This is a genomic window from Polaribacter sp. IC073 (genome assembly GCF_007997075.1).
In the GTDB taxonomy this organism is placed as follows: Bacteria; Bacteroidota; Bacteroidia; order Flavobacteriales; family Flavobacteriaceae; genus Polaribacter.
This window is the reverse complement of sequence record NZ_VORS01000008.1, coordinates 95,030-111,150: the sequence shown is the minus strand read 5'-3', so window position 1 is coordinate 111,150 and position 16,121 is coordinate 95,030. Positions and strand designations below refer to the sequence as shown.

Below are 16,121 nucleotides of genomic sequence, written 5' to 3'. Positions count from 1 at the left end.
TTATCCGTTTAAATTGTTATCAGAATCCTTGTCATTAACTACTGCACTTGTAACAACAATTGCAGGTTTGGTAGGTATTCCTTGTTCACTTCTCTTCTTGTAAAATTCACCTGAAGACTTTAATATTGTTTTTACTTCCGCTTGCGCAATTACAGGGAATGTTCTTGCATATAATAAGAATAATACAAAGAAGAACCCAATAGTACCAATAAAGATACCTACATCTACAAACGTAGGTTCAAAACGCCACCATGTAGATGGTAAATGACCTTTACTTAATACAATTGCAATAATATCAAAACGCTCAAACCACATACCAATGTTAATCGCTATCGAAATAATAAAAGTAATCATAAAACTTCTTCTAAACTTCTTAATCCATAATAACTGTGGAGTAATAATATTAAAGGTAATTAATGACCAGAAAGCCCAAGCATAAGGTCCTGTTGCCGCACCTACAGATAGGTATGTATAGTTTTCATATGGTGAACCGGTATACCAAGCAATAAAGAATTCTGTTGCATACGCTACAGCTACAATACCACCTGTTAAGATAATTACCATATTCATATACTCTACATGCATACGTGTAATATAATCTTCTAGGTTTGTTACTTTTCTCATAATTCCTAATAACGTTTGTACCATTGCAAATCCTGAAAAGATTGCTCCTGCGACGAAATAAGGAGGGAATATTGTTGAGTGCCACCCTGGATTGATTGATGTTGCGAAATCCATCGATACAATTGTATGTACAGAAAGTACTAATGGTGTTGCTAAACCTGCAAGTACCAAAGATACTTCTTCAAAACGTTGCCAGTCCTTTGCTCTACCAGACCAACCGAATGATAATAAAGCATATATTTTCTTTTGAAAAGGTTTTACAGCTCTATCTCTAATCATTGCAAAATCTGGTAATAAACCTGTCCACCAGAAAACTAGTGACACAGATAAATATGTAGAGATTGCAAAAACATCCCATAATAGAGGCGAGTTAAAATTCACCCATAATGATCCGAATTGATTTGGAAGTGGTAGTACCCAATATGCATTCCATGGACGTCCCATGTGAATAATTGGAAACAATCCTGCTTGAAAAACGGCAAAAATAGTCATGGCTTCCGCAGAACGGTTAATTGCCATTCTCCACTTCTGACGGAATAATAAAAGCACCGCGGAAATTAATGTTCCTGCGTGACCAATACCAACCCACCATACAAAGTTGGTAATATCCCAAGCCCAACCAATGTTCTTGTTCAATCCCCAGACTCCAATACCAGTTCCTACGGTATAGAAAATACATCCAAATCCCCAGAGCATTGCTGCTAGTGAAATATAAAATGCTATGTACCAATTTTTATTTGCGGCACCTTCTATAGGTTTTGCAATGTCTTCGGTAATATCGTGGTAACTTTTATCACCTAATACTAAAGGTTCCCTTATGGGTGCTTCGTAATGAGACATATTCTGATATCTTAAATTTAAATTACGCTTCGTTTGTGTTTCTTACTTTAACTTGATATATTACATTTGGCTTCGTTTGAAGATAATCTAATACATTGTATGCTCTTTTGTCTTCTGCTAATGCAGCAACTTCGTCTTCTTCATTATTTACATCACCAAAGACCATAGCTCCTGTAGTACATGCTGAAGAACAAGCTGTTTCAAACTCATCAACATTTACTTTTCTTCCTTCTTTCTTAGCTTTTAGAATTGTTGCTTGTGTCATTTGAATACACATAGAACATTTCTCCATAACTCCTCTAGAACGAACTACAACATCTGGGTTTAACACCATTTTACCATATTCGTTGTTCATGTTAAAATCAAACTCGTTATTGTTTGAATAACTAAACCAGTTAAATCTACGAACTCTATATGGACAGTTGTTTGCACAATATCTTGTACCTACACATCTGTTGTATGCCATTTGATTTTGACCTTGACGACCGTGAGATGTTGCAGCAACAGGACACACAGTCTCACAAGGAGCATGATTACAGTGCTGACACATCATTGGTTGAAAAGTAACTTCAGGGTTTTCAGCTTCAGTTTCTAAAGCTTTGTATAAATCTCCACCACTTAAGCCCATTTCTTTGGCCTCTTCACGAGTTTCAACTTCTGAAGAATAATATCTATCAATACGCAACCAGTGCATATCTCTACCTACTCTAACTTCATTTTTACCAACAACTGGTACATTGTTTTCTGCGTGACATGCTACAACACATGCGCCACAACCTGTACAAGATGTTAAGTCAATTGACAAGTTAAAGTGATGCCCAATTTCTCGGTTATGCTCATCCCATAAATCTATTGTTTTTGCTTCAACTTCTTTATGGTCATAAGATACATACGCAGGCTTGTTCCAGCCATTGTGATGATCTTTAGGCGCTACTGTATTATACTCTTTTAAAGTAGCAACTTTTAGAATATCATGGCGTCCAGCAATTGTTTTTTGTACTTGTGTACATGCAAACTTATGCGTTCCTAACACTTTCTCTATTGCTACATTATATTGAATGTTATTGCCACCTTTGTATAGAGTATATGCATTGACACCTACTTGCATTTCTTCTTTTAAAGCAAATGTTTTACCGAAACCTAATGCTAAACCAACAGATCCTTTTGCTTGACCTGGTTGAATCATAACAGGTACTACAAGTTCGCTACCATTTACAGTTACTTTAGCGTAATCTCCGTTAATTGCTCCGTTATCTTTTACAGGGTTTGAGAAACCTAGTTCTCTTGCATCTGCCATAGACATGGTTAAATAATTGTCCCAGGAAGCTCTTGTAATTGGGTCTGGAAATTCTTGTAACCAAGGATTGTTTGCTTGCTTACCATCTCCTAAACCAGTTTTGGTATATAAATTCAACTCCATTGCTGAAGCTGCTGTGCTATTCTTTAATTTTAATGCAACTTCTTCAATTGAAACTGCTGCTACCCCTTCAACAGTTGCTGCAATTGTCTTCTTGAAAAACCCGTTGTGTAAAGCTTTATTCCATGAAGCTCCCTCTAAAACATCTGTAGACCAGAAAGATTTTAAATAGTCATAGTAAGAAGTTGAATTTCCAGACCATTTTAATAACGTATCTTGAATTTGACGCGTTTTAAATAAAGGCTGAATTGTTGGTTGTACTAAACCATAATTTCCTGCAGAAAACTGAGTATCTCCCCAAGATTCTAAGAAATGTGGTGCTGGTAATGCATAGTCCATTGCATTTACCGTCTCGTTATTCTCAACTGATAAAGCAACTTTTAAATCTACCTTTTTTAATGCTTCTGTAAATTCACCCGCATTTGGTAGTGAATAAGAAGGATCTACATTCACTGTTACAATACCACCAACTTGTCCGGATTTCATATCTGAAATAACATTCTGAACTTGATCAAAATTTCCTTGACGAATGTTTAGTGAATTATTAGCATCTAAAATAGCACTATTTAAAGCTTTATTAATTGCTAAAGAGATTAGCTGAGCGTTCACATCATTAACACCTGTCATTACAACCCCTTTCGAACCTGCTTTTTTAAGTGCTTTTGCTAATTTCTTAATCTCTCCATCAATAGGAGTTGCTTTAGAAGCAACTGACTGCCCTGTAATTTCTTTATACAAATTCAATAAAGAAAAAACAACATCAGATGGCTTTGCAACCAAACGTTTGTCTGCATTTGCCCCTGTAAGAGACATGTTACTTTCTACTTGGGTATGATAAGACATCTTACCTGTTTCAGGTCTTCTACCTGCAATATATGCTTTTTCAAAACCTCCGTGAAAATCTCCTAAGAAATCTGCACCAAAAGAAACAATTGCTTCTGCGTTTTCTAACTTATAGTTTGGTAAAGCTCTTGTGCCGTACATTGTTTGAAATGCATCTGCTGCTGCTGCCTCAGAAACCGCATCATAAATAACGTGTTTAGCATTTGGGTATGTAGCTAAAAATTCACCAACTACTTTATCTGTAGATGGGCTTGCCATTGTTCCTGTTAATAAAACAACTTGTGCATCAATTTCTTTTAAGCTATTTAATTTCTGTCCTATTTCTTTATCAGCAGTACTCCAAGAAATAGCATCACCATTTTTAGTTGGTTCTTTTAAACGTAGTTTTTCATCATATAAAGAAAGAACCGCTGCTTGTACTCTTGCGCTTGTTGTTCCATTTGCTTCTTTATTTGGCATTATTTGAATCGGGCGCCCTTCACGTGTTTTAACCAACACATTTGCAAAGTCATAACCATCTGACATAGATGTAGCATACCAATCTGCAACACCAGCAATAATATCGTTTGGTTTCACTACGTAAGGAATCGATTTTACAACCGGTCCTTCACAAGCTGCTAATGAAGCTGCCGCTGTTGTAAAGCCTACATATTTTAAGAAATCTCTACGTGAAGTAGAAGAATTCTCAAGTGTTTCTTTATCACCTAAAAAATCATCTGTAGGAATATCCGCTACAAATTCATTTTTACCCAACGTTTCAACAACAGAACTACCTTTTAGTTCTTCAACACTTTTCCAGTATTTTTTGTTTGAAGCCATTTATACTTTTTTATTTAATGATTGAAAGATACAGAAAATTGAAAACAATTCTATAAAACTTTTAATTTTTGAATATTTTATTTACTTAACTAGTAATGACATTTACCACACTCTAAACCACCTAACTGAGAAATAGTAACTCTTTCTACTCCGTATTTCTTCGCTAATTGATCGTGAATTTTAGCATAGTAATCGTTTGATTTTAAATCTACATTTGTTTCTCTATGACAATCGATACACCAGCCCATAGTTAATGGAGAGTATTGATACATTTCATCCATCTCTTCTACTGGACCATGACATTTCTGACATTTTACTCCTGCAACAGTGACGTGCTGTGAGTGATTGTAATATGCGAAATCTGGTAAATTATGAATACGAATCCATTTTACTGGTTTTTCCTCACCTGTGTAGACTAATTCTTCCGGATCCCAACCTGCAGCATCATACACTTTGGCAATCTCTTTGTCTAATTGTGTTTTACCGTACGTTTGACCATTCCATTGAATTTCTGTACCTTCTGCTACTTCAGAAATCGCTTTGTGACAATTCATACAAACATTTACAGACGGTATGCCAGAGTGTTTACTATGTTTTGCTGAAGAGTGACAATATTGGCAATCGATTTTATTTTCACCTGAGTGAATTTTATGAGAAAATGCGATTGGCTGAATGGGTTGATAACCTTGATCTACACCTACAGTAAATAATGTTCCGAAAAGAAAGTATGCACCAACCAACAGTAAGAAAATAGTTCCTAAAACTTTTAAGAAAGTGTTTTCTTTAACACCAACCCACAATTCTTGAAGATCTCTTCTTAAATTCGATTGTACACCTGATTTTTTATCTCCTTTTAATTCGCTTACTTGTTTTAATAAACTAGCAATCATTAAAAACGCAACCACAATTGCTGCTGCTAAGAAATAAATTAACCAATCTGGAGCACCTCTTTCTTCTAATACTTGCCCCCCCACTAAAACTTCACCAGGAGCAGCAACTTTTTTAATTTCACCAACAGTTGTATAGTACAAAATGTCGTCAATATTTTGATCTGACAATTGAGGAAATGCATTCATAGCAGTCGCACTATATTGTGCCGCTTCTGCTGCCTCTGCATTTACTTTTTGAAATTCTGCGTTATTTTTAATCCAAGATTTTAACCAAGAATTCTCTCTATTCTCCTCTACGCCACCTAATGCTGGCCCTACAAGTTTCTTATCTAACTTATGACAAGAAGCACATAAGGATTTGAATAGTTTCTTACCTTCTTTTTGACGTACTTCATCTACATCTTGAGAATAAGAAGAGATGCTAAACGCAAAAAATAAAAGTAATGTAAGACTTTTTAGAAGTACAGAGGTTCGTCTACTATGCAATGCTACACTTTTCATATTTACAAACTATAATTTTAGTATTGTGTCTAAATTCGTTCAAAAAAACAGGTTTTGAACAGTTCTACAAAAGTACTACATATTGCTAAATTTTAAAAAGCTAATAGAATGTTAAATGTCAATTTATAACTATTCTAAATAAGAAAAACACCCAATTTATTCTTTAGCAAGTCGTTATTTTTGCATAAACATTTTAGATTATGAAAAATACATTGTTTTTAAAGATTTTTTTGTTCTGTTTATGCTCAAGTATTGGAACTTTAAGGTCTCAAAACACAACAAACAAGGATAAAGGCGTACAAAATTTGTTAGAAAAAAAGAGAATTTACAATAAATCGAATGGTTTTGGGTACAGTATTCAGATCTATTACGGAAATGAAACAACCGCTAAAAGCAAGAATGCTAAGTTTGGTATTCTATACCCTAGAGTTCTCTCTAAACTTGTTTATAACAACCCAGAATGGAAAGTACAGGTAGGTAATTATAAGACAAAACTAGAAGCTGATAGAGCAAAATTACTATTTATTGAAGAATTCTCTGGAACCATTGTAATTCCTATGGGGAAATAATTTAGCTTTTAGAACTAAAAAAATATTTTCAGCTACTAAATTAATAGCAATAAAAAAGCCGAAATTCTCACGAATTTCGGCTTTTACTATCTATAAAAAATTGATTTATTTCAACTTCTTTTTAACTGCTACTTCTTTGTATGCTTCGATTAAGTCTCCTTCTACAATATCATTGTAGTTCTTAATTTGAACCCCACAATCGTATCCTTTAGCAACTTCTTTAACATCATCTTTAAATCGCTTTAAAGCTGTAAGAGTTCCGTCATGAACTACAATACCATCTCTAATAATTCTAATTTGAGAATCTCTAAAGATTTTACCAGACATTACCATACAACCTGCAATATTACCAACTTTAGAAATTTTATAAACTTCTCTAATTTCAACATTACCAGTAACCTCTTCTTTCATTTCAGGAGATAACATTCCTTCCATTGCATCTTTAAGGTCGTTAATTGCATCATAAATAATAGAATACGTTCTAATATCTACTTCTTCTCTGTCTGCAACTACTCTTGCATTTCCTTGTGGTCTCACATTAAACCCAACAATAATTGCATCTGAAGCTGTTGCTAATAACACATCACTTTCTGTAATGGCTCCAACACCTTTATGAAGAATATTTACTTGAATTTCTTCCGTAGATAGTTTTTGGAAAGAATCTGTTAAGGCTTCTACAGAACCATCTACATCTCCTTTTAAGATAATGTTTAGTTCCTTAAAGTCTCCTAACGCAATTCTACGTCCTATTTCTGCTAATGTTAATGTTTTCTGAGTTCTTACAGATTGCTCACGTTGTAATTGAGATCTTTTAGAAGCGATTTGTTTTGCTTCTCTTTCATCGTCAAATACGACAAACTTGTCTCCAGCTTGTGGCGCTCCGTCTAAACCTAAAACAGATACAGGTGTTGATGGTCCAGCAACTTTTAAGTTGTTTCCTTGATCATCGAACATTGCTCTTATTTTTCCACTGTGTTTACCTGCTAATAAGTAATCTCCAATTTTTAGAGTTCCTGCTTGTACTAATATCGTAGAAACATATCCTCTACCTTTATCTAATAATGCCTCTACTACTGCACCAATTGCATTTTTATTAGGATTCGCTTTCAATTCTAAAACCTCAGCTTCTAATAAAACTTTTTCCAATAATTCTGGAATACCTGTTCCTACTTTTGCTGAAATATCTTGCGACTGAATGTTTCCTCCCCATTCTTCAATTAATAAATTCATTGCAGATAATTGTGTTTTTACATTATCTGGATTTGCATTTGGTTTGTCAATCTTATTGATGGCAAATATAATAGGAACTCCTGCTGCTTGTGCATGAGAAATCGCCTCTTTTGTTTGCGGCATTACATCATCATCTGCTGCAACTACAATAATTACTAAATCCGTTACTTGAGCTCCACGTGCACGCATTGCCGTAAAGGCCTCGTGACCTGGCGTATCTAAGAACGCAATTTTTTGATCGCCAACGTTTACAGAATACGCACCAATATGTTGCGTAATTCCTCCACTTTCACCTTCAATAACATTTGCTTTTCTAATATAATCTAATAAAGAAGTTTTACCATGATCTACGTGACCCATTACCGTAATAATTGGTGCACGCGTTTCTAATTCTTCTGGTTTATCTATTACTTCTTCGATAGACTCTTCTACTTCTGCTCCTACAAATTCTACTTTATGATTAAATTCTTCAGCAACAATAACTAATGTTTCTGCATCTAAACGCTGATTCATTGTTACCATCATTCCTAAAGACATACACGCAGAAATAATGTTTGTTACAGGAACATCCATCATCGTTGCAACTTCACTTACCGTAACAAACTCTGTTACTTTTAAGATCTTATTGTCTAACGCTTGTGCTTCTAATTCTGCATCTGAGTGTTCTCTACGAGCATCTCTTTTATTTCTTCTGTATTTTGCACCTTTTCCTTTAGAAGATTTCCCTTGAAGCTTTTCTAAGGTTTCTCTTACTTGCTTCTGAATATCTGCTTCTGTAGGCTCTTCTTTCTTAACGTTTGCTGCTGGTCTTACGTTTCCTCTACCTTTATTGTAAGGTCCTCTTCCGTTACCTGCTCTACTATTTGGAGCTCTATTTGCAGTTCTGCTTCCAGGAGCGCCTACTTTAGTTACAATACGCTTACGTTTCTTTCTAGGATCTGAAGCTGCATCTTTCTTAGGATCTGGTTTTTTCTTTTTAGGTTTTTCGAATTGTTTTAAATCAATTTTTTTACCTGTAAAGTTTGGTCCGTCTAATTTCTTATATTGAGTTTTGATTGCTTCTGCATTTTCTGCAGTAACTTCCTCTACTTTTCCTTCTGGTTTAGAAACTTCCTTTTTCCCATCAGCTTTCTTGTCTACCTTAGAAGCTTCCTTTTCTACTAAAGAAATTGGTTTCACAACCTTCACTTCTTTAAGAACTGGTTTTTCTTCTTTAGGAACAACAGCTTCAACAACTGGTTCTTTTGAAGTTTCAACTTTTGGAGCTTCAGCTTTTGGTGCTTCAACAACTGGTGTTTCTACTTTTGGAGTTTTCGTAACCGGAGCTTCAACCTTAGTCTCAACTTCTTTTACCTCCTCTTTTTTAGGTGCAGACTTACCAATATTGTCGATATCTATTTTACCAACAGTTTTTAACTCTAGTTTTTTGGCTTTAGCTTTAAGAACTTCTTCTTTTTTAGCGTCTTCTGCTCTTTTACTCTCTTGCTTAGCTTCTAGTTCTGCACGAATAGCTTCTTTCTCTTTTCGCTTTTCCTCACCAACTTCCTTAGATGCAGCTTTTTTGCTAGCATCTGTTTGGAAGCCATCTAGCAGGACTTGATAGACATCACCAGAAATTTTAGTAGTAGGTCTCGATTCAATTTCGTGACCTTTACCTGCTAAATATTCTACTGCTCTATCTAGAGAAATATTTAATTCTCTTAAGACCTTATTAAGCCTCGTTGTTTTGCCTTCAGACATATATTATTTTTTAGCCTTTAATTTTGTAAAAATATACTTTTTTACGATTACTCTTTAACTACAAACTACTCTTCGAATTCTTCTTTCAAAATTCTTTGAACATCTAAAATAGTTTCTTCTTCTAAATCGGTTCTCTTAACTAATTCATCTACACTCGCTTCTAATACGCTTCTAGCAGTATCTAAACCAATGTTTTTAAACTCTTTAATAACCCATGGTTCGATTTCATCACCAAATTCTGTTAATTCTACGTCTTCTTCTTCAAGACCTTCTCTCTTAACATCTATTTCGTAACCTGTTAATTCACTCGCTAAACGAATATTAACACCACCTCTACCAATTGCTTTAGAGACTTCTTCTGGTTTTAAAAGTACACTTACGCGTCCTTTTTTACCATTCTTCTCTTCTTCATACATTTCAATTTCCATTGAAGTCACTTTTGCAGGACTCAATGCTCTTGAAATAAACAATTGTTCATTTTTAGTGTAATTAATAACATCAATATTTTCATTCCCTAGTTCACGAACTATACCATGAATTCTTGATCCTTTTACACCAACACAAGCTCCAACAGGGTCTATTCTATCATCATAAGAATCTACCGCTACTTTTGCTTTTTCACCTGGTATTCTTGCAACTCTTTCTACCGTAATTAAACCATCGAAAACTTCTGGAATTTCTTGTTCAAACAATTTATTTAAAAACGCTGGAGACGTTCTTGATAAAATAATTGCTGGTTTATTCCCTCTTAATTCTACGGTTTTTATAACACCTCTAACAGAATCTCCTTTTCTAAAGAAGTCTGAACGAATTTGTTCACTTTTTGGCAATACAATCTCATTACCATCATCATCCAACAAAATAATTGCATTGTGACGTATGTGATGTACCTCTGCACTATATAATTCACCTTCTAATTCCTTAAAATGCTTAAATATGTTTGTGCTATCGTGTTCGTAAATTTTAGAAATTAAGTTTTGACGCAATGCTAAAATAGCTCTTCTTCCTAAATCAATCAATTTCACCTCTTCCGAAACATCTTCACCAATTTCAAAATCTGGTTCAATCAACCTAGCTTCCGCTAATTCAATCTCTTCATTATCATCTTCAGAAAAACCATCTGCAACAACAACTCTATTTCTCCAAATTTCTAAATCTCCTTTATCTGGGTTAATAATAATATCAAAATTATCATCTGAACCAAACTTACGCTTTAAAGTAGCTCTAAATACCTCTTCTAAAATAGACATTAATGTTACTCTGTCTATACTCTTGTTATCTTTAAATTCTGAAAACGAATCAATTAATGCTATATTCTCCATTACATTTTTTGCTTAAAATACAATTTTCACTTTTGCTTCTTTAATCTCCTTATATTCTAAAGTTGCTGTTTTGTCTACAGTAACCTTTCCTTTACCAACTGGCTTTGGCTCTCTAGCTTTCCATTGTAAGACAATTTTATCTTCATCTGCTGCTATTAATGTACCTTCCAACTCTTCTTCTGCTGTTTTTACTTTAAGAATTCTATTGATATTCTTAATATATTGCCTCTTTACCTTTAACGGATGTGCAATATCTGGTGTTGTAACTTCTAAAGAGTAATCTTCTACTTCTTTGTCTAAATTACCATCTACATTTCTACTAATGCGGATACATTCGCTTAAAGGAACGCCATTATCACCATCTACAACAACTTGAATTTTGTTGTTTTCAGATATTGAAAATTCTATTAAATACAAAGACTCATTAAGTGCCAATGCTTCGTCTACTAAGTCTTTAACTGTTGTTTGATTCATATTAAACCTTAAAATAAAGTATAAAAAGAGGGGACTTTTAAGTCCCCTTCCTCCTTCATTTACTATAAATTTCGGTGCAAATATACGAATTGTTTATGATTTACCAAACCAAGCTCTAATTGATTATTTTTTTGTAACTTTAGATAGCCGCAATATTTTAACTTAAAATTCTATCATATGAAAAAAATTTTAGTTCCTATCGACTTTTCTAAACCGTCTGAATACGCTGCAAAAATGGCTGCCAAAATAGCTAAAAAAACCAATGCTACCGTATATCTTATACATCTAATAGAACTTCCTTCTGGAGTTGTAGACATGACCTCGAGCAGCCAATTTAGTATTCCTGAAAGCATGTTGTATTTAAGAAAAACAAGAGAAAAAGTTTTAGAATTTAAAAAAAGTTTTTTTTCTGATGAAATTATAGTAGAGTATTTTATAAAATTGAACAATCCATTTGAAGGCATAAAAAAATATGCGGATAAGATTGATGCCGACTTGATAATTATGGGCTCTAAAGGGCATTCTGAATTTGAAGAAATCATGATTGGCTCTAACACCGAAAAGATTGTAAGAAGCTCTAAAAGACCTGTTATTGTTGTGAAAAAAGATAACAAAAAAAATAAATTGAAAGATTTGGTCTTTGCTTCTAATTTCAAAAAAGAGAACAAAGAAGTTTTTAGAAAATTTCTAAATTTCGCGAATGCTTTTAATAGTAAAATTCTTTTATTAAAAATAAATACACCTTCTAGATTCGAAAGTACTTTTAATGCAAAACAAAAAATAAAAAATTTTATCGAAGAATTTAACGTACCCAAATATTCTATAAATATTTATAGCGACCTTTCTGTAGAAAAAGGCATATTAAATTTTTCTAAAGAAAAAAAAGCAGACTTAATTGCATTGAGCACACATGGTAGAAGCGGTATTTCTCACTTATTTACAGGTAGCGTTACAAAAAGCCTCTCTAAAAAAGCCTTAAAACCAATGTTTACAGTGAGAGTTTAGAGTCTTACTTTGTTTATACCTTTAAAAATATAACTACTTATTTAAGTCTGTAATATGACATCAGGTTAAAATTATGTTTAAAGTTAAAACTGAATTACATAAAACTTAACCTTATGAAAAAGATAATTTTACTATTAATGCTAATTTTATTTCCTATCCTTGGGTTTTCTCAAAATAAAATTATTGAAAGTGACCCTTCATAGAAATTGATATAATTATTAAAAAGACTCAAGATGTCAAAGGACAGTGAATTCTGAAAAGAATCCTTTAAGTACTCGAATTAACAAGCTTGAATTCGAGTACTTAAATATAAAAGCAAGAGAAATTCAATATGACTTTGCCAATCAAGACGTATCTAAATTGAAAACAAGAAATGAAGTTTCTAAAACAGATACTACTTACATTCAAAAAGTTACTTAATCCGACAAACAGTTCATGAAAAAAAATATGGTGATGGTGACCTTTTAAAAAATTTTAGACTCCTAGAGACAAGTTTAAAAATAGAGGATCTATAAAATTGGAACTCAAAAAAGTTAACGTCCATAGAAAGAAGTCATAAATTATTTATCCTACCGAAAAAATAAATACAAACATAAGAGCAACAAAATAAATAGACTTAAATAAAGCTTGTTATTTATTTCATGAGTTCTTATTTTCCTTCAGAAGACCATCCCACACAAAACCACAATTGTTTAGGTACAACAGCATTCATAAAAATTAAAAAACCTCCAAAATGGAGGTTTTTTAATATAACATATTTCTAATTTTACTACAAAATATAATCTGTACTAATAAAATTAGAGGTCTTCTTATCTAATAATTCTTTTAAAATAGCATTATTATATTCAGTATCTTTTGCTGCTACAAACGTTCTAATTGAAAAAGAACGCAAAGCATCGTGTACACTTAAAGTAGCTACCGCAGAATCTTTTCTTCCTGTGAAAGGATATACATCTGGCCCACGTTGTGCTGCACTGTTTAAGTTTACTCTACAAACCAAGTTTACCAAAGTATCAATTAACGGCGCTAAAGTTTTTACATCACTACCAAAAACACTTACTTGCTGTCCGTAATTAGAAGCCGCCATATCATCTAAAGGCTCTTGAATGTTTTTAAAAGAAACAATTGGCGTAACTGGGCCAAACTGCTCTTCTTCAAAAACTCTAGAATCTTTAGAAACAGGATACAAAACTGCTGGGAAAATATAATTTTCTGAAGTTTCTCCTCCTTTTTTGTTAATGATTTTCGCGCCTTTTTCTGTAGCGTCATCAATTAATTCTTGAATATATGCTGGTTTTCCTGGTTCTGGCAATGGCGTTAATTTCACACCATCTTCCCAAGGATTTCCAAATTTTAACGCATCTACTTTCGCTGCAAAACGCTTGTTAAATTCAGCTACAATATGTTCGTGCACATATAATATCTTTAAAGCTGTACAACGTTGTCCATTAAATGAAGTTGCACCAGAAATACATTCGTTAATTGCCAAATCTAAATCTGCATCTGGTAAAACAATTGCTGGGTTTTTAGCCTCTAAACCTAACACTAAACGCAATCTATTTTTCTGCGGATGATTTGCTTGAATTGCATTTGCAGATTTACTATTTCCTATCAATGCTAAAACATCAACTTTACCAGTTTTCATAATTGGAGTTGCGAGCGTTCTACCTCTACCGTAAATAATATTTACAACACCTGCAGGAAAACTAGTTTGAAATGCTTCTAATAATGGCGATAATAATAAAACGCCGTGTTTTGCTGGTTTAAAAACAGCTGTATTCCCCATAATTAAAGCAGGAATTAACAACGCAAAAGTTTCATTTAAAGGATAGTTGTAAGGGCCTAAGCACAAAACAACTCCTAAAGGTCCTCTTCTAATATGTGCATGCACTCCGCTATTTTTCTCAAACTTAGCAGAATCTCTGTCCATTTGTTTATAATCTTCAATAGTATCATAGATATACTCTACAGTTCTATCGAATTCTTTTTCTGAATCTGGCAAAGCTTTACCAATTTCCCACATTAAAAGCTTTACAATGGCTGCTCTTTTGGTTTTCATTTGCTCCACAAACTTTTCCATGGCAGCAATTCTTCCTTCTACTTTCATAGTTGGCCATAAACCTTGCCCTCTATCATAGGCTTTAGAAGCTGCATCTAATGCTTCTATTGCCTCGTTTTCTGTTAAATTTGGAACCGTTCCTAATAAAGTTGGTTTGTATTCTTTGGTTGATGAAATGGTAGAAACAACATCAGCAGTTGTACCTTTCCATTCTTTTAATTCACCACCAACTAAATACGTGTTTTGGTTGACAAGTGATGTAATTTTATATTCGTTCGGAATTTCTTTAAATGTATTCTTCATAAAATGAATTTTTAAAATTGTATAATAATAAATGATTTAGAAAAACACCTAAATCATTATTTACCCATCAAAATTAACTAAAAATAATATTAAAACACCTTGTTTCTATCTTAAAAAACGAAAAGGTTTTCGAATTTTTGTGATTTATTTTAAGTCCAAAATAAAAAATTACACTAAAAACTCAAACAATACTGGTTTATCATTTAAATATTCTCCGTAGAAATTTCTGTCTTTCATTCTTTGAATTAATGGGGCTAAATCTTTTGATGCTTTTAATTCCAAACCAACTACTGCGGCTCCATTCTCTCGATTTGTTTTCTTCACATATTCAAAATGAGTAATATCATCATTCGGACCTAAGATCTCTGCCACAAATTCTTTTAAAGCACCTGCTCTTTGAGGAAACTTTATAATGAAGTAGTGTTTTAAATTTGCGTACAACAACGCACGTTCTTTAATTTCTGCGGTTCTTGTAATATCATTATTACTTCCACTAACCACACAAACTACATTCTTCCCTTTAATTTCATCAGCAAAAAAATCTAATGCAGTAATACTTAAAGCGCCTGCTGGTTCTACCACAATTGCATCTTTATTGTATAAATCTAAAATAGTCTGACAAATTTTACCTTCTGGAACTGTAATTACTGCTGTTAGGTTTTGCTGACAAATAGCAAAATTTAAATCTCCTACCTTTTTAACAGCTGCACCATCTACAAAAGAATCAATTTTTTCTAAAACTGTATTTTTTTTATTTCTGATGGATGTTGACATAGACGGAGCTCCTTCTGGCTCAACGCCAATAATTTTTGTTTCTGGTGACAAGTGTTTAAAAACCGATGACAATCCTGCAGACAAACCGCCGCCGCCAATAGGCACAAAAACATAATCTATTTTCTCTTCCGTCTGATTCAGAATCTCTAAACCAACTGTTGCTTGTCCTTCAATTACTTTTTCATCATTAAAAGGATGAATAAAGGTTTTTTCCTTAGCATTACATTCTAATGTTGCTGCATTAAAAGCATCATCAAAAGTATCGCCCTCAATCACCACATCAATAAAATCTTCACCAAACATTTTTACCTGGTCAATTTTCTGATTTGGTGTTGGAGAGGGCATAAAAATAGTTCCCTTTATCTTTAACAATTTACAAGACAAAGCAACTCCTTGCGCATGGTTTCCTGCGCTTGCACAAACAATTCCTCGCTGTTTTTCATCCGCATTTAAAGAAGACATTTTATTATATGCTCCTCTAATTTTGTAAGAGCGTACTACTTGCAAATCTTCTCTCTTAAACAAAATAGTTGCTGCTAGTTCTTTTGATAAATTAACATTTTTACTTAAAGGAGTTTTAGAAATAACGCCTTTTAAGTTTTTAGAAGCTGCTTCTACATTTTCTAAACTTGGGTAATAATTTGGTGTTGTTTGCATCGTTCGAATATAAAAATAAAACCTCTCTAGATTTAAAATCTGACAGGTTTTTTA

Annotated in this window: 11 protein-coding genes; 3 read left to right on the top strand and 8 right to left on the bottom strand. The window is 33.4% G+C overall.

The features are described from left to right. The 3 genes from nrfD to ES045_RS12600 all read right to left on the bottom strand — a co-directional run bounded on the left by nrfD (position 1) and on the right by ES045_RS12600 (position 5,934). Positions 1-1,464: an NrfD/PsrC family molybdoenzyme membrane anchor subunit gene (nrfD, locus tag ES045_RS12610; RefSeq protein WP_147116650.1), complete on the bottom strand. Its 1,464-nt coding sequence runs from the start codon at positions 1,462-1,464 to the stop codon at positions 1-3. Between the two features lie 22 nt (positions 1,465-1,486). Then, the gene (locus ES045_RS12605) at positions 1,487-4,543 is read right to left on the bottom strand and encodes a TAT-variant-translocated molybdopterin oxidoreductase (protein ID WP_147116649.1); all 3,057 of its coding nucleotides are present in this window, start codon (positions 4,541-4,543) and stop codon (positions 1,487-1,489) included. A gap of 89 nt (positions 4,544-4,632) precedes the next feature. After that, a complete protein-coding gene (locus ES045_RS12600) occupies positions 4,633-5,934 on the bottom strand; it encodes a c-type cytochrome (protein WP_147116648.1) in 1,302 nt (433 codons plus the stop codon). A gap of 200 nt (positions 5,935-6,134) precedes the next feature. Between ES045_RS12600 and ES045_RS12595 the strand changes: the two genes are divergently transcribed. Next, positions 6,135-6,503: an SPOR domain-containing protein gene (locus ES045_RS12595; protein ID WP_147116647.1), complete on the top strand. Its 369-nt coding sequence runs from the start codon at positions 6,135-6,137 to the stop codon at positions 6,501-6,503. 105 nt (positions 6,504-6,608) lie between these two features. Here the strand turns inward: ES045_RS12595 and infB are convergent, their stop codons facing one another. The 3 genes from infB to rimP form a co-directional block, all read right to left on the bottom strand. Beyond that, positions 6,609-9,473, bottom strand: coding sequence for a translation initiation factor IF-2 (gene infB, locus ES045_RS12590; RefSeq protein ID WP_147116646.1), 2,865 nt, complete (start codon positions 9,471-9,473; stop codon positions 6,609-6,611). A 65-nt stretch (positions 9,474-9,538) separates the two neighbouring features. Next, positions 9,539-10,795, bottom strand: a complete 1,257-nt coding sequence (gene nusA / locus ES045_RS12585; protein ID WP_147116645.1) for a transcription termination factor NusA — start codon at positions 10,793-10,795, stop codon at positions 9,539-9,541. Positions 10,796-10,807: 12 nt separating this feature from the next. After that, complete coding sequence (rimP, locus tag ES045_RS12580; protein WP_147116644.1) at positions 10,808-11,269, bottom strand: ribosome assembly cofactor RimP; 462 nt, start codon at positions 11,267-11,269, stop codon at positions 10,808-10,810. Positions 11,270-11,446: 177 nt separating this feature from the next. Between rimP and ES045_RS12575 the strand changes: the two genes are divergently transcribed. Together ES045_RS12575 and ES045_RS16445 are read left to right on the top strand one after the other, a co-directional pair. After that, the gene (locus tag ES045_RS12575) at positions 11,447-12,274 is read left to right on the top strand and encodes a universal stress protein (protein WP_147116643.1); all 828 of its coding nucleotides are present in this window, start codon (positions 11,447-11,449) and stop codon (positions 12,272-12,274) included. A gap of 246 nt (positions 12,275-12,520) precedes the next feature. Then, complete coding sequence (locus ES045_RS16445; RefSeq protein WP_189663100.1) at positions 12,521-12,694, top strand: hypothetical protein; 174 nt, start codon at positions 12,521-12,523, stop codon at positions 12,692-12,694. Between the two features lie 349 nt (positions 12,695-13,043). Here the strand turns inward: ES045_RS16445 and ES045_RS12570 are convergent, their stop codons facing one another. Together ES045_RS12570 and ilvA are read right to left on the bottom strand one after the other, a co-directional pair. Further along, complete coding sequence (locus ES045_RS12570; RefSeq protein WP_147116642.1) at positions 13,044-14,636, bottom strand: NADP-dependent glyceraldehyde-3-phosphate dehydrogenase; 1,593 nt, start codon at positions 14,634-14,636, stop codon at positions 13,044-13,046. 168 nt (positions 14,637-14,804) lie between these two features. Continuing rightward, on the bottom strand, positions 14,805-16,067 hold the full coding sequence (gene ilvA, locus ES045_RS12565) for a threonine ammonia-lyase IlvA (protein WP_147116641.1): 1,263 nt from the start codon (positions 16,065-16,067) through the stop codon (positions 14,805-14,807). Positions 16,068-16,121: the final 54 nt, after the last annotated feature.